The organism is Paenibacillus solanacearum, from assembly GCF_910593845.1.
Taxonomy (GTDB): domain Bacteria; phylum Bacillota; class Bacilli; order Paenibacillales; family NBRC-103111; genus Paenibacillus_G; species Paenibacillus_G solanacearum.
On sequence record NZ_CAJVAS010000009.1, the window covers coordinates 116,050 to 137,309 of the forward strand.

17 protein-coding genes and 2 riboswitches are annotated in these 21,260 nt (G+C 56.6%); of the genes, 4 read left to right on the top strand and 13 right to left on the bottom strand.

All coding sequences use genetic code 11. The features are described from left to right. Positions 1-78: 78 nt before the first annotated feature. Positions 79-1,116 (bottom strand): LacI family DNA-binding transcriptional regulator, encoded by a 1,038-nt coding sequence (locus KXG62_RS12510; protein ID WP_246627414.1) that lies wholly within the window; start codon positions 1,114-1,116, stop codon positions 79-81. Between the two features lie 274 nt (positions 1,117-1,390). On the opposite strand from KXG62_RS12510, the gene KXG62_RS12515 reads away from it, so the two are divergent. The 3 genes from KXG62_RS12515 to KXG62_RS12525 all read left to right on the top strand — a co-directional run bounded on the left by KXG62_RS12515 (position 1,391) and on the right by KXG62_RS12525 (position 4,130). Further along, positions 1,391-1,804, top strand: a complete 414-nt coding sequence (locus KXG62_RS12515; protein WP_218092308.1) for a cbb3-type cytochrome c oxidase subunit I — start codon at positions 1,391-1,393, stop codon at positions 1,802-1,804. A 137-nt stretch (positions 1,805-1,941) separates the two neighbouring features. After that, positions 1,942-2,041, top strand: a riboswitch (purine riboswitch). A 131-nt stretch (positions 2,042-2,172) separates the two neighbouring features. Continuing rightward, a complete protein-coding gene (locus KXG62_RS12520) occupies positions 2,173-2,766 on the top strand; it encodes a xanthine phosphoribosyltransferase (protein WP_218092309.1) in 594 nt (197 codons plus the stop codon). A 38-nt stretch (positions 2,767-2,804) separates the two neighbouring features. Then, complete coding sequence (locus KXG62_RS12525; protein WP_218092310.1) at positions 2,805-4,130, top strand: nucleobase:cation symporter-2 family protein; 1,326 nt, start codon at positions 2,805-2,807, stop codon at positions 4,128-4,130. A 213-nt stretch (positions 4,131-4,343) separates the two neighbouring features. Here the strand turns inward: KXG62_RS12525 and KXG62_RS12530 are convergent, their stop codons facing one another. From KXG62_RS12530 to KXG62_RS12570, 9 genes are all read right to left on the bottom strand, one after another. Continuing rightward, positions 4,344-5,657, bottom strand: a complete 1,314-nt coding sequence (locus tag KXG62_RS12530) for a serine hydroxymethyltransferase (protein ID WP_218092311.1) — start codon at positions 5,655-5,657, stop codon at positions 4,344-4,346. 59 nt (positions 5,658-5,716) lie between these two features. Continuing rightward, positions 5,717-5,797, bottom strand: a riboswitch (ZMP/ZTP riboswitch). A gap of 86 nt (positions 5,798-5,883) precedes the next feature. Further along, positions 5,884-6,321 (bottom strand): Dps family protein, encoded by a 438-nt coding sequence (locus KXG62_RS12535; RefSeq protein WP_218092312.1) that lies wholly within the window; start codon positions 6,319-6,321, stop codon positions 5,884-5,886. Between the two features lie 29 nt (positions 6,322-6,350). Next, complete coding sequence (gene trxB, locus KXG62_RS12540; RefSeq protein ID WP_218092313.1) at positions 6,351-7,298, bottom strand: thioredoxin-disulfide reductase; 948 nt, start codon at positions 7,296-7,298, stop codon at positions 6,351-6,353. A gap of 187 nt (positions 7,299-7,485) precedes the next feature. Continuing rightward, complete coding sequence (locus KXG62_RS12545) at positions 7,486-7,671, bottom strand: aspartyl-phosphate phosphatase Spo0E family protein (protein WP_218092314.1); 186 nt, start codon at positions 7,669-7,671, stop codon at positions 7,486-7,488. A gap of 180 nt (positions 7,672-7,851) precedes the next feature. Then, positions 7,852-8,505 carry a DUF1961 family protein gene (locus tag KXG62_RS12550; RefSeq protein WP_218092315.1) on the bottom strand — a complete coding sequence of 218 codons (654 nt, stop codon included), beginning with the start codon at positions 8,503-8,505 and terminating at the stop codon, positions 7,852-7,854. Between the two features lie 214 nt (positions 8,506-8,719). Next, on the bottom strand, positions 8,720-9,607 hold the full coding sequence (locus KXG62_RS12555; RefSeq protein WP_218092316.1) for an AraC family transcriptional regulator: 888 nt from the start codon (positions 9,605-9,607) through the stop codon (positions 8,720-8,722). Positions 9,608-9,671: 64 nt separating this feature from the next. Next, positions 9,672-10,709, bottom strand: coding sequence for a glycoside hydrolase family 88/105 protein (locus KXG62_RS12560; RefSeq protein ID WP_218092317.1), 1,038 nt, complete (start codon positions 10,707-10,709; stop codon positions 9,672-9,674). 23 nt (positions 10,710-10,732) lie between these two features. Continuing rightward, complete coding sequence (locus KXG62_RS12565; RefSeq protein WP_218092318.1) at positions 10,733-12,067, bottom strand: ABC transporter substrate-binding protein; 1,335 nt, start codon at positions 12,065-12,067, stop codon at positions 10,733-10,735. 75 nt (positions 12,068-12,142) lie between these two features. Continuing rightward, positions 12,143-14,725: an exo-rhamnogalacturonan lyase family protein gene (locus KXG62_RS12570; RefSeq protein WP_218092319.1), complete on the bottom strand. Its 2,583-nt coding sequence runs from the start codon at positions 14,723-14,725 to the stop codon at positions 12,143-12,145. Between the two features lie 513 nt (positions 14,726-15,238). Here KXG62_RS12570 and KXG62_RS12575 point away from each other — a divergent pair. After that, complete coding sequence (locus KXG62_RS12575; RefSeq protein WP_218092320.1) at positions 15,239-17,236, top strand: beta-galactosidase; 1,998 nt, start codon at positions 15,239-15,241, stop codon at positions 17,234-17,236. A gap of 166 nt (positions 17,237-17,402) precedes the next feature. On the opposite strand, the gene KXG62_RS12580 is transcribed toward KXG62_RS12575, so the two are convergent. The 3 genes from KXG62_RS12580 to KXG62_RS12590 are packed head-to-tail and all read right to left on the bottom strand — an operon-like array spanning position 17,403 to position 21,142. Continuing rightward, positions 17,403-18,722, bottom strand: coding sequence for a glycoside hydrolase family 28 protein (locus KXG62_RS12580; RefSeq protein WP_218092321.1), 1,320 nt, complete (start codon positions 18,720-18,722; stop codon positions 17,403-17,405). Between the two features lie 33 nt (positions 18,723-18,755). Continuing rightward, a complete protein-coding gene (locus KXG62_RS12585) occupies positions 18,756-20,063 on the bottom strand; it encodes an ABC transporter substrate-binding protein (RefSeq protein WP_218092322.1) in 1,308 nt (435 codons plus the stop codon). After that, entirely contained in the window at positions 20,060-21,142 is a 1,083-nt protein-coding gene (locus KXG62_RS12590) for a Gfo/Idh/MocA family protein (RefSeq protein WP_218092323.1), read from the bottom strand. The genes KXG62_RS12585 and KXG62_RS12590 overlap by 4 nt, the downstream gene beginning before the upstream one ends. Positions 21,143-21,260: the final 118 nt, after the last annotated feature.

Here is a 21,260-nt window from a genome sequence, read left to right on the forward strand (position 1 = left end):
AGCCCGGAACGAGCGATTGACGATGACGCAGGTCATAAAAAAAGGTTCGGCGCCGCAAGACAGCGCTGAACCCTTATGCTACTTCACCGCAGTCACGGTGCTCCGCTGGACGAGCTTCGGCTGGAGGACGATGTCCATCTCCGCTTGCCCTCCGTTCATCAGCTCCATCAGCATGTTATACGCCAGCTTCCCCATCTCGTAGCTCGGCTGATTGATTGTCGTCAGCGGCGGCGCGATCATCTGGCTGAAATCGATATTGTCGAAGCCGACGACGGAAATATGCTCCGGTATTTTCACACCGTGCTCCGTCAGCTCGCTGATCACGCCGAATGCGGTCATGTCGTTGCAAGCGAAGATGGCCGTCGGCAGCTCGCTGAGCTCGAGCAGCTGCCGCGTCAGCAGCTTGCCGTTCTCGAACTCGCCTCTCGTTTCGTCCCCCCCGGTCGGCTCCGACACTTTGACCAGTTGCTCCTCTAGGGCGATGCCCGCTTCCTGGAGCGCGTCGAGGTACCCTTCATATATGCTCTGCCGGCTCGGGCGATCCAGGGGCGCCGTCACATATGCGATCCGGCGGTGGCCTTGGTCCGCCAAATATTTGGCCGCCATATAACCGCCTTTGCGGTAATCGAACTTGATCTGGAGAACGTCCGGCAGGTCGAGCGGCTGGTCGATGGCGATCACCTTCAGCCCCAGCTTGATCAGCCGGGTCATCAGCTTGCGGTTGAACGAGATCGAGGAAAGGATCACTCCTTTCACCTGATTCTCGAACAGCTTCTCCAAATACTCGTCTTCCTGCTTCGGATTTTGCAGCGAGTTGCACAAGAACACATGATAATTGTTTCGGCGCGCCATTTCTTCGATACCGAGAACGACCGAGGAATAAAACGGGTTGCTGATCGTCGGAACGATGACCCCGATCGTTGTGTTCGTATGCGTTTTGAGCTGCTTTCCGACCATGTTCGGGATATAGTCATGCTCTTCGGCCAGCTGTTCGATTTTTTGCCGCAGCTCGCTGCTGACCGGGTAGCTGCTCTTGCTGAGCACCCGCGAGACGGTAGCGGAGGACACGCCGGCGATGCGGGCGATATCATGTATGGTTACGCGTTTTTTCATCATGCAAGAACACGATCCTTTTGTTATAGTAATCGATTGCAGTGGTATGTATGGGTATTACTATAGCAAAAAACGCGCACCGGCGAAAGCCATCGCCGCAGGAGGCGTACTTTTCCGGCCGGTGATCCCCGCAGCAGCCTGTGGCATGACTTGCGATCAAGACGTGACCAACCGCTGTACAATGTAAATTTAATTTAATAAGCCCTTTCCATCCGCATGTGAAATAATTGGGCAGCAATCGGCATAAAGTCATGTTGAGCAAAGGAGGTGGGTATTGTTGGGAGCCAAATTGATCAAGATTGCTTCCGTTTATTTTGTCATCGGCGTCCTGTTCGGCATGTTCATGTCCATCGTACATAAGTTTGAGTTCGCGTCGGTGCATGCGCACATCAATTTGTTGGGCTGGGTTTCGCTAGCGCTTACAGGCTTCGTGTATCACCTGTTTCCGAAAGCGGCGGCATCGAAGCTGGCCGTAACGCATTTCTGGCTGCATAACATCGGCCTGCCGATCATGATGATCGGACTCGCTCTGCTGGTTAGCGGCGTGGGGAACATGGAACCGGTCATTGCCGTCGGCGGAGTGCTCGTCACGATCTCCGTTATCGTATTTCTCGTGAACGTGTTCAAGCATGTCGGCGACGCGAAGGATCAGAAGCCTTCCGCTGCGCAAAGCAAATCGAAGCCGCTGTAAGCCGTACGATCGCAACCCAGTATCCGTGAAGCGAGCTTCATGCGGGCGTCAAGACGGGCATCCTCGATGCTCGTCTTGTTCGTGTCGAATTGTCACGAATTTTATATGGCGCATTTGACTTGCTTCGTATATAATGCAATTCAGTATAAGCTTACGCTCGTATAAAAGCAGGAATGGGCCTGCTCGTCTCTACCCGGCCACCGGAATGGCCGGACTACGAGTGATACAATGCCATGGCGCGACGGTTTTGCTGCGCCGCTGTGGCTTGATGTCCGTGTATCACTCGAAGCATCGCTCCGCCGTCCGGAGCCGGTACTTCGAGTTTTTTTGTTTTTTGATACCCACTTTACCCTGCTCAGGAGGCCCACGTGAAGCTTTTACAAGACAAGATCATGCAAGAAGGGATCGCGCTCAGCGATCAAGTGCTGAAAGTAGACGCATTTCTGAACCACCAGGTCGATCCGGTCTTGATGGCCGAAATAGGCAAAGAATTTGCGGCACGATTCCGCGCGGAACGCATTACCAAAGTATTGACCATCGAGTCGTCCGGCATCGCCCCGGCAGTTATGACGGCGCTGGAGCTGAAGGTTCCGGTCATTTACGCGAGAAAAAGAAAATCGCTGACGCTCCGCGAGGATCTGTACACCGAGAAAGTGTACTCATTCACCAAGCAGGAAGAAAGCGAAGTCAGCGTATCCAAGAAGTTTCTGTTCGCAGGCGAACGCATTCTGATCATTGACGATTTCCTCGCGAACGGCGAAGCGGCCTTCGGTCTGGCGCGCATCATCGAACAAGCGGGCGCAACCGTGTCAGGCATCGGCATCGTCATTGAAAAGGCGTTTCAACCCGGCGGCGACAAGCTGGCGGCCGCGGGCTACCGCGTCGAGTCGCTGGCGCGCATCGCCTCGCTCGGCGAAGGAAGCATCGTCTTTGCGGACGAGCGGCAGCATCAATCCGTCTAAATAAAAAAAACTTGATATATCGCGAAAGGAACGATCCCATGTCCGCTCCCAATCAACCGCCTTTACGCCGATTTTCCCTCGGCTTGCAGCATGTGCTCGCCATGTACGCGGGAGCCGTCATCGTACCGCTGATCGTCGGCGGCGCGCTGAAGCTTACGCCGCAGCAGCTCGGCTATCTCGTATCGATCGATCTGCTCACTTGCGGGATCGCCACGCTGCTTCAAGTGTGGACGAACCGGTTCTTCGGCATCGGCCTGCCCGTCATTCTCGGCTGTACGTTTACCGCCGTCGGCCCGATGATCGCCATCGGCAGCGAATACGGCGTATCGGCCATTTACGGGGCGATTATCGTCGCCGGTATTTTCGTCGTTCTGTTCGCCGGATTGTTCGGCAAGCTGATCCGCTTCTTCCCGCCGGTCGTAACCGGCTCCGTCGTTACGATCATCGGGGTGACGCTCATTCCCGTATCGCTCAACGATATGGGCGGCGGCCAGGGCAGCCCGGACTTCGGCGCTCCGTCGAATTTGATGCTCGCTTTCGGCGTACTCGCCCTCATCATTATTATGAACCGGCTGTTCACCGGCTTTTGGCGTGCGATCTCGATCCTGCTCGGCCTGATCATCGGTACGATCTTCGCCGCGTTCATGGGCAAAGTATCGTTCGCTTCCGTCGGCGAAGCTTCGTGGTTCCATATGGTTCAGCCGTTCTACTTCGGCACTCCGACGTTCGAAGCATCCGCCATCATCACGATGATTCTCGTTGCGGTGGTCAGTTTGGTTGAATCGACGGGCGTGTTTTTCGCCCTCGGGAAAATGGTCGACCGCGACATCCGGTCGGAAGACCTCGCCCGCGGCTACCGTGCGGAAGGACTGGCTATCGTGCTGGGCGGCTTGTTCAACGCATTCCCGTATACGACGTACTCGCAAAACGTCGGTCTGCTGCAAATGAGCAACGTGAAAACCCGCGACGTCATCATTACGGCCGGCGGGATCCTCGTGGTCCTCGGCTTGATCCCGAAAGTAGCGGCCATGACGACGATCATCCCCGCTCCAGTGCTCGGCGGCGCATCGATCGCCATGTTCGGCATGGTCGTCTCCTCCGGCATCCGGATGCTCGGCTCGCAGGTAGACCTGAACCGGCACGAGAATTTGCTGATCATCGCCTGCTCCGTCGGCATGGGTCTGGGCGTAACTGTCGTTCCGCAGCTGTTCGACAAACTGCCGCAAATGGTGCAAATTTTGACCGACAACGGCATTGTCGCCGGCAGCATTACGGCGATCGTTCTGAACCTCGTATTCAATGTCGGCCGCAAGCAGAACGCCGCCGGCGTTCACGAATCCGCAGCCGTCAAGAAAGCGGGATAACCTATCTGTAATTTACAGAGCGTATTTCCACATACAACCCGAACCTCTATCGCAGGCGCGCAAGCTCGAAAGCGCTGCGATAGAGGTTTTTTTACTGTTTTCCATGACTATCTCCATGCCGTGCGGTTAGGAACGATTTCCTCTATAACGTTTCCAGATTCCGTACGTTTATGAATGCCCGCGCCAGCCGGCGATCACGCAATCGAATCCGGCTCACACGTAAAATGATTCGAACGCAAACTGTTCCATGAACTGTCCGATTTCGTCCCGTATACGGCGCAATTCCGTTTCGTTCTCCGCATGGCGGGTCGCGCGGATGATCCATTCCGCCACATGGACCATATCCTGATCGATCATCCCGATCGTCGTAATTGCCGGCGTCCCGAGCCGAACTCCGGATGGATACCACGGTCTCGTATCGCCCGGTATGGTGTTCTTGTTCGCCACGATGCCCGCCGTCTCCCACTGCTTTGCCAGCCAGCTGCCATCCTTTGCGCCCAGTCCGCCAGCGGAGCCGACGACGTCCAGCAGCAGCAAATGATTGTCGGTTCGGCCGCCCATCAGCTTGAATCCTTCCTCCTGCAGCAGCTTCGATAACCGCTTGGCGTTGCGCACCACCTGGCCCGCATACCGTTGATAGTCCGGACTCATCGCTTCTTTCAGCGCGACTGCCATCGCGGCGACCGCATTCATATGCGGTCCGCCTTGCAAGCCGGGGAACAACGCACGGTCGATCGCCGCGCCGTAAGGCTTCTTGCATACGATAAGGCCGGCGCGCGGGCCGCGCAGCAGCTTGTGCGTTGTCGTCGTGACGATGTCCGCATGCGGAAACGGATGCTCATGGCAGCCTGTTACGCATAGACCGCAAATATGCGCGATATCCGCCACCAGCAGCGCGCCGGTTTCACGAGCGATCGCTCCGAGCTGCCGGAAGCTGATCCGCAGCGGATACGCGGTCGCGCCGCAGAAAATAATTTTCGGCGCATGCTGCTTCGCCAAACGGCGAATCTCGTCGTAATCCAGCTCATAGCTGTCATTCAGCCGGTATTGTACGGCATTGTAATATTGTCCCGTGATGTTCACGCCGTGACCGTGCGTCAGATGGCCGCCGTAATCGAGCGCCAGCCCGAGGAACGTGTCGCCCGGCTTCAAGAAGGCGCTCAATACCGCGAGATTCGCCGGCGCGCCGCTCAGCGGCTGAACATTGGCATGGTATTCGCCGGGATCGGGGGTGAACAGCTGCAGCGCGCGCCGGATGGCCAGACGCTCCAATTCGTTCGTATACTCCTGCCCGCGGTAATACCGCCCGTTCCGGCGATCCTCCCGGCTGCCGTCTGACCATACATACGGGTAGCCTTCGGCGTATTTGTTCGCGTAAGCGGTGGCCAGCGCCAGCTGTACCGCCTTGGAAGTGTAATTTTCCGAAGGAATCAAGCTGAGTGTCCGTTGCTGCCGCTTGGCTTCGGCCGATGCCAGCGCACCGACCTCCGGGTCGTACTGCGTCAAATAGCGAACTGCGTTTTCCATACCATCACTCCTGTTTTTATGTTACAGCAAAACAAAAAGAGCACCTCATCTTTCGACAAAGTACTCGCCCAGGCGTTCGGCAAATGGATTCCGTGTGCTCCCCCATGGTTCCCCATGTTCCGCCAGTTACACACGGCCGTTTCACTTGCTCCTATAATATGGAATATTCTGAATATTGTCAATCTTTAATTAAGATGATGTGTAATACTAAGAAGCAGTCGCCCGCTTAGCCAAGAAACGCCGACAGCATCCAGCTATGCTTCTCCAGCGAGGAATAAATCGCCAGGAACATGTCGCCCGTCGTCTCGTCGCCCTCTTGATCGGCAAGCTGCATGCCTTCCTTCAGCTCGGCCAGCAGCCGCTCAAAATCTTGCACCGTCGCCGCGACCATCGCGTTCGCGTCTTCGCTTCCTGCCGCCTCGGCTACAGAAGCCAGTTCCAGCGCTTCGCGCATCGTCGCGACAGGCAGGCCGCGCAGCGCCAGCACCCGTTCCGCGAGCTCGTCGATATGAACCGCCGCTTCGGTGTACAGCTCTTCAAACTTGGCATGCAGCGTAAAAAATTGATTGCCCTTCACATACCAGTGGTAGTTGTGCAGCTTTACATACAATACTGTCCAGTTGGCAATTTGCTTGTTCAATGCCTGAATCATCGTCGTACTCATGGGTCATCCCGCCTTTGGTTTGGATTTGATTATACGGTTACTTGCGTATGAGCTGCTTCCCGCTCGTCCAAAAACTTCTCGCAATCAAGCGCGGCCATGCATCCGGTTCCCGCAGCGCTGATCGCTTGCCGGTAACGGCTGTCCTGCACGTCGCCGCAAGCGAAGACGCCGGGAATGTTCGTTTCCGTCGTGCCGGGCTTCACGAGAAGATACCCGTGATCGTCCGTCGTCAGCTGGCCGCCGAGAAAGCCGGTATTCGGCGTATGGCCGATCGCTACGAAGATGCCATCCGTCTCGATCACTTCCTCTTCGCCCGTCTCGTTGTTTCTCACCTTCAAGCCGGTCACGCCCCGGTCTCCGGCAACCACTTCCAGCGGCGTCCGGTTCAAGCTCCAGCTGATTTTCTCGTTGCCGCGGGCCCGCTCCTGCATAATCTTCGAGGCGCGAAGCTCGCTGCGCCGGTGGACGAGCACGACTTCCGACGCGAACCGCGTCAAATAATTCGCCTCCTCCATCGCCGAGTCGCCGCCGCCGACCACGATGATCTTCTTGTTGCGGAAGAAAAATCCGTCGCATGTCGCACAGGTGCTGACCCCTCGGCCCACATTTTCCTTCTCGCCGGGAATGCCGATATATTTGGCCGATGCGCCGGTAGAAATAATGACCGACTCCGCCACCACTTCGCCGATCCCTTCGACTTGAAGCGTGAACGGCCGCTTCGAGAAATCGGCTTCGTTCACCCAGCCGGTCTGAAACTGCGCGCCGAAACGCTGCGCCTGCTTCCGCATATTGTCCATCAGCTCGGGCCCCATGATTCCTTCCGGGAACCCCGGGAAGTTCTCTACTTCAGTCGTTGTCGTCAGTTGGCCTCCCGGCTCCGGCCCTTCGATGACGAGCGGCGCCAAGCCAGCCCGCGCCAAGTAAATGGCGGCGGTCAAACCGCCGGGACCGGTGCCGATAATTACGGATTTATACATGTATGCTCCCCTCCTGATCGATTATATTTATACTAAATCTAAATTTGTCTACAAATCGATTTTACCACTGCCAACCATTTCTTTCATGAAGAAACAATGAAACCTTCATGAAGAAATCATGAAGGTTTGTAGAGGTCCGCACCGTATGATGATGTTTTCTTTACGTACGTTTCAAGCGAGCCTGCGATCAACAGGACCAGCTCTTCAGCATGGCGAACGTTTCCGGCTTCGCTTTCTGATACACCACGATATACTCGTCCAGCTGCCTGCTGATTTCGAGCACTTTCTCATGGTGAAGACAGCCGCGCTCCGCCGCCTCCTTGACCATCTTGTAGCGAAGCGCCTCAATTTTTTCTTTCAAGAATAGTTCCATATCCCCACTCCGTTCTAACCACTGTTAGATCATAGTATAAAACAGAGCGATTGTAAGATGCTGTTACTTTTTGTCGACCATCAAAAAAATGCAAAAAAATTTCAGAAATTCATATTTTTCGTGAACATTTGTTTCATATTGAAAACAAACGAAAAAATTTGGCGCATCCTTGTCCCGATGCTACAAGGAATATACCTTCAAATTCGCATATTCGCCAATGAGCGGGGCCATCTGACGAAAACCGATCCGTCCTTCACCCAATACGTCGCCGAACGCTTCCCCGTCGTCTTCCCATTGCAGCACGGTCAATCCGTCGACGATAAACGTAATGCGCCCTTGCCGCTTCTCGAGCTGCAGCCGGTACGCGCGGGACGCGTCCTCCACGCCGGGAATCGGATCGGCTCCTTGCGCAACGAGATGGAAGCCGTAGCTCTTGCGCAAATTGCATGTATGGAAAGCCCGCTCCTCCGGATACCTTCTGCGGAAATATGACAGATGGTACGCGTCCATCTCGCCGTGGTGATACATGTCATACTCACCCGTGCGCCGCGCCAGCTTCGGCGAGAACAAATCTTCTCCATCCTTGCCGCTTGCCGCAAAAAACATAATGCACAGCCCCGGCTCCCGAATCGGCCGGAACTCCCATTCGATCCGAATGTCGGCCGGAAAGACGACGGGACACCAGAAGACATAGTTGGATTTTTGCCCTTCGGCCGGGTCTTTCACGCTCTCCAGCCGCATCCGGTTTAGCGGAAACGAGAGCGCCGCTTCGCCTTCCAGTATAAAATCGCGGACATCTTCGCTGGATGCCAGCGGATTTTCGTAAATCAACATGTGTTTCCCTCCTGACTGCTTTCATTTTCGTTGACTTCCAGCTTGGCTCAGACCCGTGTGAATGCCCAATCGACATCAAGCTCGACTAAGCGCGCCCTTCCTCGCACACGTGCCCGCTGCCCGCGGCCTCTCATGGCAAGAGAGCCTTCTCCTTGCCATGAGCCGGAGCAGGGGCACAGCCGCATACACGACCTGCCCCCCCGCCGTTCCCGTGTCACCGCGGCTGTGCCTTTTTTCGAAAAGCGCCCGGCGTGCACCCTTCTTTCCTCGCGAACAAGCGCGAAAAAAAGGAGCTGTCCGCAAAACCGACGGCAAGCGCGATCGCTTCGACGCTGCGATTCGATTCGAGCAGCAGATGCTTCGCCCGCTCAATGCGGATGCGGTGCAGCATCTCGGTGATGCTCATGCCGGTTTCCTGCTTGAAAATGCGAATGATATGCCGCTCGCTTAAATTAAACTGCTGCGCCAGGGAGGCCACTGTAATTTTTTGCGCAAAATAACGCTCCAGGTAGGTGCCGATTTTCCGGACGATAATTTCGTGGCTGAGCGGCATGGGCGGGACGTTCTGCTCCGTGCGTCCTTTGCGCTGGCTGAACCTCGACAGCAGGATGAGAATCTCGGTCAGCTTGTTACGCGCCATCACCTTATATCCGGGCGGCTCGTGCTTCACCTCGAGCAGCAGCTCTTCCAGCAAACCCAATACGGCAGACGATTCCCGGCTGCTGAGCGACAGGACCGGCACGAACGGTTCGTGATCATTGAATAAAGGGGTCAAATACGGAAGCGCCCAGGCGGAAGGCTGATCGGCCAGGCTTGCGCGGACAAACTGCGGCATGAACATGCAGTTGATAATTTCCAGCCCGCTGCCCTCCTCCACCCGGTACAGGTGAGGCTCCCCGATCGGGACGACATACACATCCCCCGCATGAATCGGGTAAGCGGCTTCGCCGATATGGTGCTGCCCGCTCCCGTGCACGACGTATACCAATTCGATAAATTCGTGCACATGCTGCGGCGGTGTATTATGCCGTTCGTGGGACGAGCGCTGAATCCAGAACAGACCTTCGTCTTTGGTGTAATCCTTGAGCTTTTTGACAATCACGCCTGCGCACCCCCTACCACCCACTATACCGCTTCTCGGCCAAGGATGTAAGGAGGTGCACGAATCATTTCAGGCTGTACGTCAGAAGCGACGACAGGAAGACGAGCGCCAGTCCCTGGCCCCAGCCCTGCACACGCTGGTTCGGCACGCTGCGGTAGCCTTCGGCATCCTTCATGACCGCCGTTCCTGCGGAAACCGACGTCACCGCACCGGCGGCCGTCACCTTCCCGAGAACCCCTCCGATCGCCTGCTGAATCGACTTGTTGTACAGCGGGCTGCCGATCGCTTCGTTGAAGCGCACGAGCCCCGCCGCGATGCCGGCCGAGCCGGACGTCTCCGTGTAGGACGAGGCGTCCTTCAGCAGCGTATGCCACAGTCCGTCTGCGGCCTGCAGCCGGACGAGCGAGCTGAGCTGGTCGCGCAGCGAATCGTGTATCTTCATGAAGGACGGGTGCGTCACTTCCACGTCCTTCAGGGCCATCGCCATCGTATAGGCGGCCCAGCTGTTGCCTCTCGCCCAGAACATAGCGGACATGTTGTTCTGCGCGAGGTGGTCCCAGCCGTGGTAATACAAATTCGTCTCCGGGTCCTGCAGGAACCGCTCGTGCCCGTGATACTGCAGCAGGCCGTCCTCGAGATAATCGGCGCGTCCGAGCAGCGTCCCCATGCGAATGAGGAAATAGCCGGCCATGAACATCGTGTCGACCCACGCCTGTTCGGGGAAATTGTAGTTTTGCGACACCGTATGCTGGAAGATGCCGTCGGCAAACCGCGGCGCGTCATGACGTAAAAAATCGGCCATCTGCACGGCGGTATCCAAATAAATATCATTCTGCGTCGTCTTATACAGATAGATCAGCGAGTGGCCGATCGAAACCGCATTAACGGTCAGCTTCGGCAGCCCTTCCTCCAGCTGGTTGTCGACCCAAGCGGCGAGCGACTGCAAGCAGCTTTCATCGCCCGTCGCCTCATGAGCCCGGCTCACGCCGTAGAAGGCGACGCCCGCCGGCCAGTCCCAGGTGAAATCCATCGCGAAGGTACGGTCCACGATATGGTCTATCGTCGTTCTGACTTGTTGTTCGTCGTAGAGTAAGGGCGGCACGCTTCACCATTCCTTTTGTCGATCTATTTTTTCTTCAAATCGTCCAGCGCCTTGTTCGCTTCTTCCTCGGCTGTCCGCAAATAAGTGTTAATGTCCATTTGGCCGGAAGCGAGCTTATTCAAGTTTTTCGTATACAGGGCCAAAATATTGGCTTTGCTCTCCTCGACCGACTTGTCGGCAATTTTCGGATATTTATTGTAGAAAAACGCGCCGTAGTTTTTGCCTTTGAACGCGCCTTCCGAGCCGAGTGCCTTTTGAATTTGCTCGTTTTTGAGCGTCGTCATCAAGCCTTTCTTGGATATGTCCATCTGGAATTCGTCCGAGGTCAGGAACTTGAGCACCTGCATCGCGGCGTCCTTGTTCTGCGCTTGCTTCGTAATGGCGAATATGCCGGGATACGACTGCGGACCGACGCCCGGCAGGTCGCTCATCGTCGGCATCGACACGATGTCCCAGTTAAAATTCGACAGCTCCGTTTTTTGCACCAGCGGCAGCACCGGGGACGACGGGAATGTCGCCAGTCTTTGCTCTTTCGAGAACGGCGCCAGGTCGAGAATTTTTTTATAGTCGGTCATCGCTTTCTGGTATACAGGGCTTTGCGTCGGATCGATCAGCTGCGTTTGCAGCAGTTGCTTCCACCTGTCGCTGTTGATCGTCGATTTCATCGTCGTTTTGTCGATCAGCGCCAGCGAATAAGGATTGACCAGGAACAAATGATTGACCGAAGGCGAGAATCCGGTGTAAGCGACCCCGTCCCTCTCCACGTTCAGCTTCTTCGTCAGCTCGTTGAACTGATCCCAGGTCATGCCGTCTTTCGGATAAGGCACGTTCAGCTTGTCGAACAAATCTTTGTTATAATACATCGCCATCCGCTCGTTATATACGGGAAGACCGTAGATCGCCCCGCCTCCGAGCTGCTTCATCATATCGATCAGCGACGGCTCGAACCGGTTCAGATCGACCTGATGCTTCTTGAGCAGATCGGTCATATCGAAGTTCAGCTCAGAGGCGATATTGCTCGTCGGAAACGATCCGATGGAATCCCACTGGATGTCGATCCGCTGCCCGCTATTGATCAAATCGTTCAAATCTTTGCCGGGAACGACGCGCTGGATGTACGTGATCGTATAGTTCGGAAATTTTTTGCGAATGGCGTCGCCGTACCGCTCGTTGAAGCTTTCCTCCGAATCGCGGCTCATCGAGTAAAAGATCAGCTCCACTTTCTCGTTTGCTGCTTTGGAAAGATCGTCCGCTCCAGACGCCCCGGCAGGCGCTTTCTCTTCTTTGCCGCCGCATGCCGACAGCGCCAGGCCTGCGGACAGTACAACCGCTGCAGTTCCCCATGATTTGCGTTTCATCCGAACCCCACCTCTATGGTTTAGTAGCAATCAGAACCCGGGGTTGCCGGCGAGGCTCCGCCTTCTTCGCATGAGCTATCCTTCCGGAAGCGAATCCGCCAGCAGCTCCAGGCTAAGTATCGTATTGAGCGACCACTGCGAGGCGATATTGGTACTCGCCATGCCGATTTCCTGTACCGGTCTTACATATTCGAGCCCGTCTACGGTATCGGGCTGTCCGATGCGCGCCATGAACGGCTCGCTCAGCAATATATCCCACACCTTGCCGGCCAGCGCCTTGTCCTTGCTGCGGTATGCGCCGTATGCAATGATTCCGGACGCCAGCACCGGGTGATCCCAGCTCCACTTGGCGATCGCGCCGCTGGTCTGCGCCGCCTTCTCTTCCCTGGACAGCAAGTAGAACGATCCGAACTCGGCCATCATCTCTTCCCACTCCGGATCTTCCAGCATCTCCGCCAGCTCGAACCATACTTGCGGCCCGCCCATGCAGACCGCCAAATGCCGGCCCCAGTTGTCGTCGCCGAAATGCGTCAGCCTGCCGGTCTTCGGATCGTAGCCGTAGACCGGACCCGACCGCAGCCGGAACGGCATGCTCTTAATATCGGCAATGCCCGTCAGCAGCTTATCGCGGTACGACGTATCCTCATACCGTTCCCAGCGGGTCATCCAGTTGGAGCTGAACGCCGCCCAGTCGGGGCCGACGCGAATATGGGTCGGGAATTCGTCTTTCGGATAGTACGAGCGCATCGGGTCGAGATGAACAGTCGTATAATCGGCGTCGGCCACTTCGTTCATGATGTCGCCGATGCGTTCGTCCACCGTCAAGTAATAATAGTAGCGGTGCAGCCCTGCCATGGCGATGCGCGCCTCCTTGCAGCCGCAGCCCCAATGAACGACGTTGTGCCGCGTGCCCAGACCCGCATATTCGCCGATATGATAGACGTCGACCTCGCTCGTATGCCGGGTCATCGCCTCGGCAAGCCGGAAGATGTCCTCCCGCCCCGAACGGAGGAACATGTACCACAGCCACATATTCGGCGCGAGCTCTGTATTTTGCCAGGCGCAGCCCCCGACGTCATAGCGCCATACATGCCGCGTCGGGTCGTAGCTGTGCATGAAGTCGCCGTAATCCCAGAAGCCGTACCATTTGCGCTGCTCGACCTCCGTTTTGTAAAAGTCGATGACCGCATCCAATCGTTCCTCGAGCTGCGCCTTCGCGGCCGTGCTCCGGTCGGGCAAGCTCCAGAGACCGAACGCCTTCGCGTCGTAATAATATTGCGGCTCACAGGCGAGCCGCGCCGGCGCTTCCGCTTCCTCGGCGAGCGCTTTCAGCATTTCGGCGCTCGGCGTGCTCTCCAAGCAATGCAGCGTCAGTTCGTTCGTATTCGCAATGCCGTAAGGCGTGCTGCGCAATTCGTCGAATCCTTCGTAGGCGGACAGCAAGTGCGTCTTCGTATCGTAATGGCGCAGGTCCATCGCCCGGACGTCCGGCGACCAGAACCATACGGTCATCTCCGCCGTATCGGCGGACAGATGGCGAAGCTCCAGTGCAGACGGGTATTTCCGCCAAAAGTTGCGGACGTTCGCCGCAATGCCGCCGCTTTCGCTCCCGGCATAAGCGACGCCGGACGAACGGCTGCCGCTGCCCGACTTGAGCCAGCAGCATCCCTCCTGCGTCCGCTTGGAAATTTCGTAATAATCCGGGGCGCTCTGCACCAGCTTGAAATCCTCCCAGACCGCAGCGTCCTCGAGCAGCCCGATGAAGGCCGCGTCCTCCTGCGGGTCGAAGGAGATCATCTCGCCCGCCGTCTGCCGGCGGAACAGTTCCTCGTACTTCCCTCTCGTGCGGAACGTCATCAAGTGCTTCGGCGATTCGGCGAAAAAGCCGGTATCTCCGCCGAGCCGGACATGGCGGTTATGAAGCGGCCCGCTCATCGGCAGCGAAAAAGCGATGCCGAGTCCCTTGATCGCATCCTGATGCGGATTGCCGTCGTAGACGAACGAGTGCATGATGCGCATTTGTGCAAGCCCGGCGTAAAAATACAGCCGCAGCGTAAACGGCAGCCAGGCGCGGCTCCCGGCAACCGCCTTGTGCCGGCCTTCCACTTTCACGACGGCGCGAACCGGACCGCTCTGCTCCACCGCCGCTTTCGTAATCTGGCTGACGAAATGCTGCTCCTTGAACACGCGGCCGCCGGCGTCGCTTCGCTGCTCTTCGCGGATGCACACCAGCTTGCCGCCGGAGCAGGCCAGCGTCTCTCCCCGGTACATCGCCCGGACGATATCGGCACCCGCCTTATTGATCTGGCATACGATCGCGCCCGTGTTCACCTCGAAATACGCATCCTCATCGCGCACATGAACCGGGGCTGCCGGAGCCGCCGGTTCTCCCTTCGACACGACGAACGAAGCGGCATCGCATACGCTTCCGCCGAGCGCGGCGGCGTGCGCGCTCCATTTGACGCTGCCGTCCGGCCAATAAGCGGTCGGCCAGCTTTGCAGCGGCACCGGCGTTCCGGAAGGACCGGTCATCGTCAGGCGTTCATCCCGCAGCAGCTCGCCTTTTTTCCACGGAATGCCCCATGTCGCCCCGCTTGGCACGAGTTTGTTCTTTGGCTGCCCAAGCCGGCGTACATTTACGGATATCGCATTGTTCATACGGTTTCTCTCATCTCCATCGTCTGTTTCTGTTCTCCCGCTCAAGACCCGGGGAGCCTGCATCGTCTACTTCCATCCGAATGGCATCGTACTGGATGCTCATCTACAGATCGCCGATCTGTGATCCGTTACTCGTTTCCCGCAGCCAGGGAAGCCCGCGCGATTATGCCTGCCTCTTTATTGAAACGCTTACATATTAGCGCCATACAAAGCAGAACGAATGCGGCAAGCGTCAACGCTTCGCCCGAACCGTCCGCCGTCACCCGAAGACCTCTCCTTCCGGCCGCCGGCCCGGTATATCGTCCGTTGGTACGGTTAAAACCATCATAATTGAATAACAATCAGATCGGATATGGCGGATTACGCCATAATACTTGCTGATCAGGACATTTTCAAATATATACAAATAAAATCAAAACGAATTTATCACCAAAACAAACATAAATCCAAAAAAGTGGTTGTTTCTTTGCGTCCGTTTTTATATGATGAAGACAAAAACAGGCGAGGTGTACGATGCACAGCAAACGATTATATCACGGCGCTGCCTATTACCCCGAGCTTTGGGACGAGCAGACGATCGAGCAAGATATTCGGCTTATGAAGGAGGCGGGTATCCATGTCGCCCGGATCGGCGAATTCGCCTGGATCCAGATGGAGCCCGAGGAAGGGAAAATCGATCTGCGCTTTTTCGTCGACATCATAAACAAGCTCCACGACAACGGAATCGAGACGGTCATGTGCACGCCGACCCCCACGCCGCCGATCTGGCTCACGCACGGCCACCCGGAACGGATGTACGTCGATGAGCAGGGCACAGTCATGGGCCACGGGTCCAGGCAGCACATCTGCACGAACAATGCGTACTTCCGGGAACGGGCAGCCATCCTGACGGACCGCCTCGCACAGGCGGTCGGCGCGCTGCCCGGCGTCATCGGCTGGCAGCTCGACAACGAATTCAAAGCGCATGTGGCGGAATGCATGTGCGCTTCTTGCCTTAGCTTATGGCATTCATGGCTTGAAGCGCGCTACGGCGACATCGACAAGCTGAACGAAGCTTGGGGGACGCAAATTTGGAGCGAATACTACCACCGGTTCGATCAGGTGCCGCAGCCGGGTCCGGCGCCATTCCTGCACAATTCGTCCTTGAAGACGATGTATCAGCTGTTCTCGATGGAGAAAATCGCCGAATTCGCCGACGAGCAGGCGGCAATCATACGTCGGCACTCCGACGCGCCGATCACGCATAACAGCAGCATCGCCTTTCACGTCGACAACGAGCGGCTGTTCCGCGGTCTCGACTTCGCCTCATTCGATACGTACGCGAGCTCGGATAACGTCCCCGCTTACCTTGTCAATTGCGATCTGTGGCGTAATTTCAAGCGGGACCGGCCGTTCTGGATCATGGAGACGAGCACGTCGTTCAGCGCATCGCTGGAAAGCTACGCGAAGCCGCATCCGAGCGGGTACTTGAAGGCGGAGGCGGTGGCCGCCTATGCGCTTGGCGCGGAAGCGTTCTGCTACTGGCTGTGGCGGCAGCAGCGCACCGGCTGCGAGCAGCCGCACGGCTCGGTGATCAGCGCCTGGGGCAAGCCGACCGTCGGCTTTGCCGCCGTGCTCGAAGTCGAGCGGGCGCGACAAGAAATCGAGGCGCCTCTGCTCGCTACCCGCGCCGCCCAAGCGGAGGTGGCCATCACGTATTCGGACCGGGCGAAGGCGTTCCTCAAGACGGAGCCGCACCGCAAGCTGAACCATCGCGGTCTGATGACCTCGTTCTACGAGCGCATCCTGCACATGGGCATCCACCGCGACGTCATTCCGGAAGGCGCGGAGCTGAACGGCTACAAGGTGCTGTTCACGCCGTTTATGCACTATGTGTCCGATGACTACAGGAAACGGGCGGAAGCGTTCGTGGAACGCGGCGGTATCTGGATCGTCGGGCCGCTGACCGGGGGCAGAACGGAGCAGCACACGATTCCTACCGATGCCGCGTTGGGTAGGGCTTTGGAGCAGCTGGCGGGCGTCGAGACGCTGTTCACTTACCCGATGGACGGCACCGGCGCGATCGGCCGAGCGTTCGGCCTCTCGGCCCCGCTATCCTTGTGGAGCGCCGTATTCGAACCGAAGGAAGCGACGGCCATCGGAGTTCTGGAGGGTGGACTCAGCGCGGGGAAAGCGTTCATCACCGAATGCAAACGGGGCGGGGGGAAGATCGTCATGCTCGGCTCGCTGCCGGCGGGGGAAGACGGGGACCGGCTGCTGCAGCGGCTGATCGGCCATTACGCCGACGAAGCCAGGGTTGCGCTGCGGACGGACGTGACGAGAGGAACGATCGTCGCCCCCCGCCAAGGAGACGGCTACACGCTATGGGTGATCGTCAATATGGACGGCACCGGCGGGAGCGTTACGCTTCCGCAGGAAGGGCTCGATGTGCTATCGCACGGACCGGTGGCTCCGGGACCGCTGCATCTCGGTCCATATGAGCACCGGATCATTCGAATCGACGAAAATTAAGCTTTGCTCGGCACCGGAAGCGATGATTCCCATAAAGGAAAACCACCGGCATTCGAAAATGCGGGTGGTTTTCCTTATTCCGGTCGATGGTTCAGCTCGGTTAGCTACGGTTCGGATCGGTTACGGGAGGGCCAAAAACGCAGGAGTGAAACGAAATGAAATGAAGTTACTCCTGCCGGTCGCAATCGATCAGCACTGCCTGCTCGAGTCCGGGCATCGTTTCCGGATGCCGGATATGCTCGAGGGTGACGTGATCAACCAACTGCAAATAAAACCGCCCGCGGTCAAGCAGCTCATTCCCGCTCCGGTTGAACACCTTCCAGTTGCTGACAAGCAGCCCGTCCACGTGGATGGCGATGAGTTGATACGGGTGTACCGCATAATTGATCCGATTCGGATCGATTTCGATCCTCCGCGCCCCGTCCGGCTTTTTGACATCGCTTGTTTTGCACGGTCCGGTAATGTTCCAGGTGATATTGCGAAGCGTCAGATCCGAGATCGGCGCTTCCTCGGCGCCTTCGATATACATCCTGCCTTTTCCGGTGAACATCATGTTGTCGAATACGATGCCGCGAATATGTCCGATGGCCGGCTCCTTGTAATACCGCGGCGTGACGTCGATCACGACCGGGAATTCATTGTACGCTTCGACGACCATGTTGCTGAACATAATATTTTCGTAGCTGCTGCCGTCCTTCATATATAGCGCCATCGCTACATTCGTCTGGTTGATGATACAGTTGTTGAACGCGATGTTGCGGATCGGTCCGATCGCCTCGGTACCGAGCTTTAAGGCGGCGTGCCTGGAGCTGAGGATACAGTTCGTGATCGTCATATTTTCACATGCATCGCCCTCCGTGCTCTTAATAACGATGCAATCGTCGCCTGTTTTTATCATACAATCGCTTATAATGACATTGCGGCAGCCGTCCGGGTCGATCCCATCCGTATTGATGCGCTCCCGATGCGCCAAAATCGTCACGCCGCGAACGAGCACGTCGCTGCAGCGAAGCAAATGAAGCGTCCAAAAGCAGGAATATTGCAGCGTAATGTCGAGAAACTTCACGTTATGGCAATCCCGGTAAAAGATCAGCGCCGGCCGGAACCGTACATGAACCGCTTCGTTCGGGGACAATGGCGAATTGCCCCCTCCGTCGATGATGCCCTGCCCGGTAATCGCCACGTTCGACACGCCGTCAGCCCAGAGGAGCGCCTGAATTTGACCCGGCAAGTTGCCGTAAGGCGTTTTGCAAATTTCGGGATATAAGGCGGCGTCTTCCGATCCGGCAATGACCGCCCCTTGTTCCAGATGCAAATGTACGCCCGACTTCAAGCGCAGCGTGCCGCATAAGTAAGTGCCGGCCGGGAAGTAGACCGTTCCGCCGCCCGCGTCCGCACACGCGTCGATCGCTTGTTGTATCGCCTCATGCGCTAAGTCAGTCCCGTTCCCAACAGCTCCGAATCGCACCACATCGAATATCATCATCTGCCGCTCCTTTCTCCCCTGACGTACCTCGCATTACGGATGCGACTCGATCCACTTGTCTGCCTCTTCCTGCAGCTCTCTTAATATCGTATTGATATCCTTGCGGTCGATCGCCAGCCTTTGCTTAGCCCCTCTGATGATGATCCTCACCTGATTTTCATACTTGGAATGCGCCGGGAACGCCGTCGGCGTCAGCTTGAACAGCGCCGCAACATTTTTTCCATTAAAGGAGGCGTTCGACTGCAAATAGTTTTTTTGGAACGACGAGTCCTTCAGCGGACTGATTCTCCCCGCTTTGGCCATCATCATCTGCACTTCGTCGGAGGTGACTTCCTTGATCACGGCGAACGCTTCGTCCTTATGCTTGCTTACTTTGGACATCATCAGCATATGGGTATCCACATTGCGGCCTTTTCCTTCGTAGCCCTTTACATACGGAATTGAAACGAGGTCCCAGTTTTTCAGCTTGGCTACCGTCGGATCGGTCAATTTACCTACCAAATCCGTCGCCCACATCGGAGCCATCGCCAGATTGTCTTTGAAAAAATCATACTCGAACTTACCGTTATTGACATAGCCGGGCATATCCGTCACTTGCTTGAACAGCTCCAGCACGCGGCCCCAGCCCTCGATATTGATCGTCGACTTATTCGTCTTCGGATCAACGACCGGCAGCGTCATTTGGCTTCCTACCGATTCTACCCGCCACGGGTCGATTCCGATGTAGCTTGTGCCGCCGTCCGTTATCGTCAATTTTTTGCCCAGCGCGATTACGTCGTCCCACGACATCATATCTTTCGGGTAAGGAACGCCGAATTTATCGAAAATATCTTTATCGTAAATCATGGCCGACATATTCATCGTTAAGGGCAGTCCGACTAATATTTTGCTATCGTATCCTTTCATCATCTCGAGGCCCGTGTCCTGGAATTTGCTCAAATCGAGTCCGTGTTTTTTGATCAGCGGGTTCAAATCCTCGATAATGTCCAAATCTTGAAACACCGGTATGCTCGGATTGCTCGTATAGATCAGGTCGGGAAAGTTGCCGCTCGTCAGCAGCTCCTCCGGGCTGTTCCCTTTCGCGCCGTCCCGGACCAGCTCCAGCGTAATGTTCGGATATTTTTTGGCGACCGGCTCGACAAAATAGTTTTTAAATTCCTCGTCGGAGATCGTTCCCCCTTTATGATACATCTTGATCGTTACCGGATCCTTCGTAACGGATGCCGGCACATCCTTCGCTTGGGGAGACTCCGGCTGCGGAGCGGCGGCGTCTTTTCCCGCACAGCCCGAAAAAAGCAATGCCAGACTTAGGAAGGGCACCAGTATTTTGTTTCGTTTCATAGCCATCCTCCTTCGTTTGTCGCAGGTTGCAGCGGTCCAAAGCGCCGCCCGATCAACTCTTCCGTCGCCGTCCGCGCAATCCGGGTTGCGATTAACCCGTCGCTGCCTGTCGGCACATCGCCGGGCAGACCGCTGCGAATCGCTCCGGCGAAAGCCTCGTACATGCCGGAAAAGTTTTTTTCCTTGGCAAAAGGAAACCGGGTCGTGCCTGTAGAATTTCTCATTTCGAATATTTTCGCTTCCCGGTCGTAATAAACGATGCCTTCCGTCCCGATCAGACGATACGTAAAATGCGAGACCGGCTCCTTGGCGGTAAAGCCATAAGAGTAACTGATCTCCACGAGCGTATGCGCCTCGTTTGCATGACGCATATGGAGATACATATGATCCGGCGCTTCATATTCATCGACCCAGGCGCCCTCCGCGCGGCAGCTTGTCACTTCGGAATCGAGCCACCATCTCGCAAGATCGATCTGATGTACGCCGCAATCCACCATCGGACCGCCCTCGAGCATGCGGCCGGCACGGCGCATATTCAGCTGGCGGGGCTGATCGGGCGAAGCCGGGTCCGGATCGGCAAACTTGCCGTGCATATTCCATATATAGCTCAGCCGCAGCGAGCGAACATCGCCGACACGTCCGTCTTGTACAATGCTCTTGATCGTTTGGGCGGCCGGACTGAAACGGTAATCGAACGCGGTGAATAAGAGCAGGCCGCTTCGCTCCATGACGGCGATCATTTCCGCCGCCTCCCGCTCGTCTGTGGCCAGCGGTTTTTCGCACAGGACATGCTTGCCGTATCGCGCTGCCTCCAGAACATTGGTATAATGACAAGGGGCGGGCGACGTAATGATGACCGCATCGAAGCCGGCGTGAAAGAAGTCGTCGGTGTCCGTAAATACCGGTACGTTGTGTTCGGACTGCAATACGTTCGTACGGGAAGCGTCCGGCTCGTACATTGCCGTCAGTTCAAAATGGGGCGATGCCGCAATGGCAGGAATATGCCCGTAACGGGCTACGACCCCGCATCCCATCAAGCCAATCTTGATCAAATCTTCTCCCCCTTTGCGCCGGTTCAACGGCATTTCGCTCTTTATGATAGCGCTTACTTATATGTTTATTGTAAGGCTGCTGCGGGAGAAGCTCCAGATACAGAACTGTCTAATCATCGTACAAAACTGTCTTTTGTGAAAGGGA

Coding starts and splice junctions, on each gene's coding strand:
- KXG62_RS12545 (WP_218092314.1), bottom strand. CDS start 7,671: ATGGAACTATTCTTGAAAGAAAAAATTGAGGCGCTTCGCTACAAGATG.
- KXG62_RS12580 (WP_218092321.1), bottom strand. CDS start 18,722: ATGATGATATTCGATGTGGTGCGATTCGGAGCTGTTGGGAACGGGACT.
- KXG62_RS12565 (WP_218092318.1), bottom strand. CDS start 12,067: ATGAAACGCAAATCATGGGGAACTGCAGCGGTTGTACTGTCCGCAGGC.
- KXG62_RS12535 (WP_218092312.1), bottom strand. CDS start 6,321: ATGAGTACGACGATGATTCAGGCATTGAACAAGCAAATTGCCAACTGG.
- KXG62_RS12510 (WP_246627414.1), bottom strand. CDS start 1,116: ATGATGAAAAAACGCGTAACCATACATGATATCGCCCGCATCGCCGGC.
- KXG62_RS12585 (WP_218092322.1), bottom strand. CDS start 20,063: ATGAAACGAAACAAAATACTGGTGCCCTTCCTAAGTCTGGCATTGCTT.
- KXG62_RS12570 (WP_218092319.1), bottom strand. CDS start 14,725: ATGAACAATGCGATATCCGTAAATGTACGCCGGCTTGGGCAGCCAAAG.
- KXG62_RS12575 (WP_218092320.1), top strand. CDS start 15,239: ATGCACAGCAAACGATTATATCACGGCGCTGCCTATTACCCCGAGCTT.
- trxB (WP_218092313.1), bottom strand. CDS start 7,298: ATGTATAAATCCGTAATTATCGGCACCGGTCCCGGCGGTTTGACCGCC.
- KXG62_RS12530 (WP_218092311.1), bottom strand. CDS start 5,657: ATGGAAAACGCAGTTCGCTATTTGACGCAGTACGACCCGGAGGTCGGT.
- KXG62_RS12525 (WP_218092310.1), top strand. CDS start 2,805: ATGTCCGCTCCCAATCAACCGCCTTTACGCCGATTTTCCCTCGGCTTG.
- KXG62_RS12550 (WP_218092315.1), bottom strand. CDS start 8,505: ATGTTGATTTACGAAAATCCGCTGGCATCCAGCGAAGATGTCCGCGAT.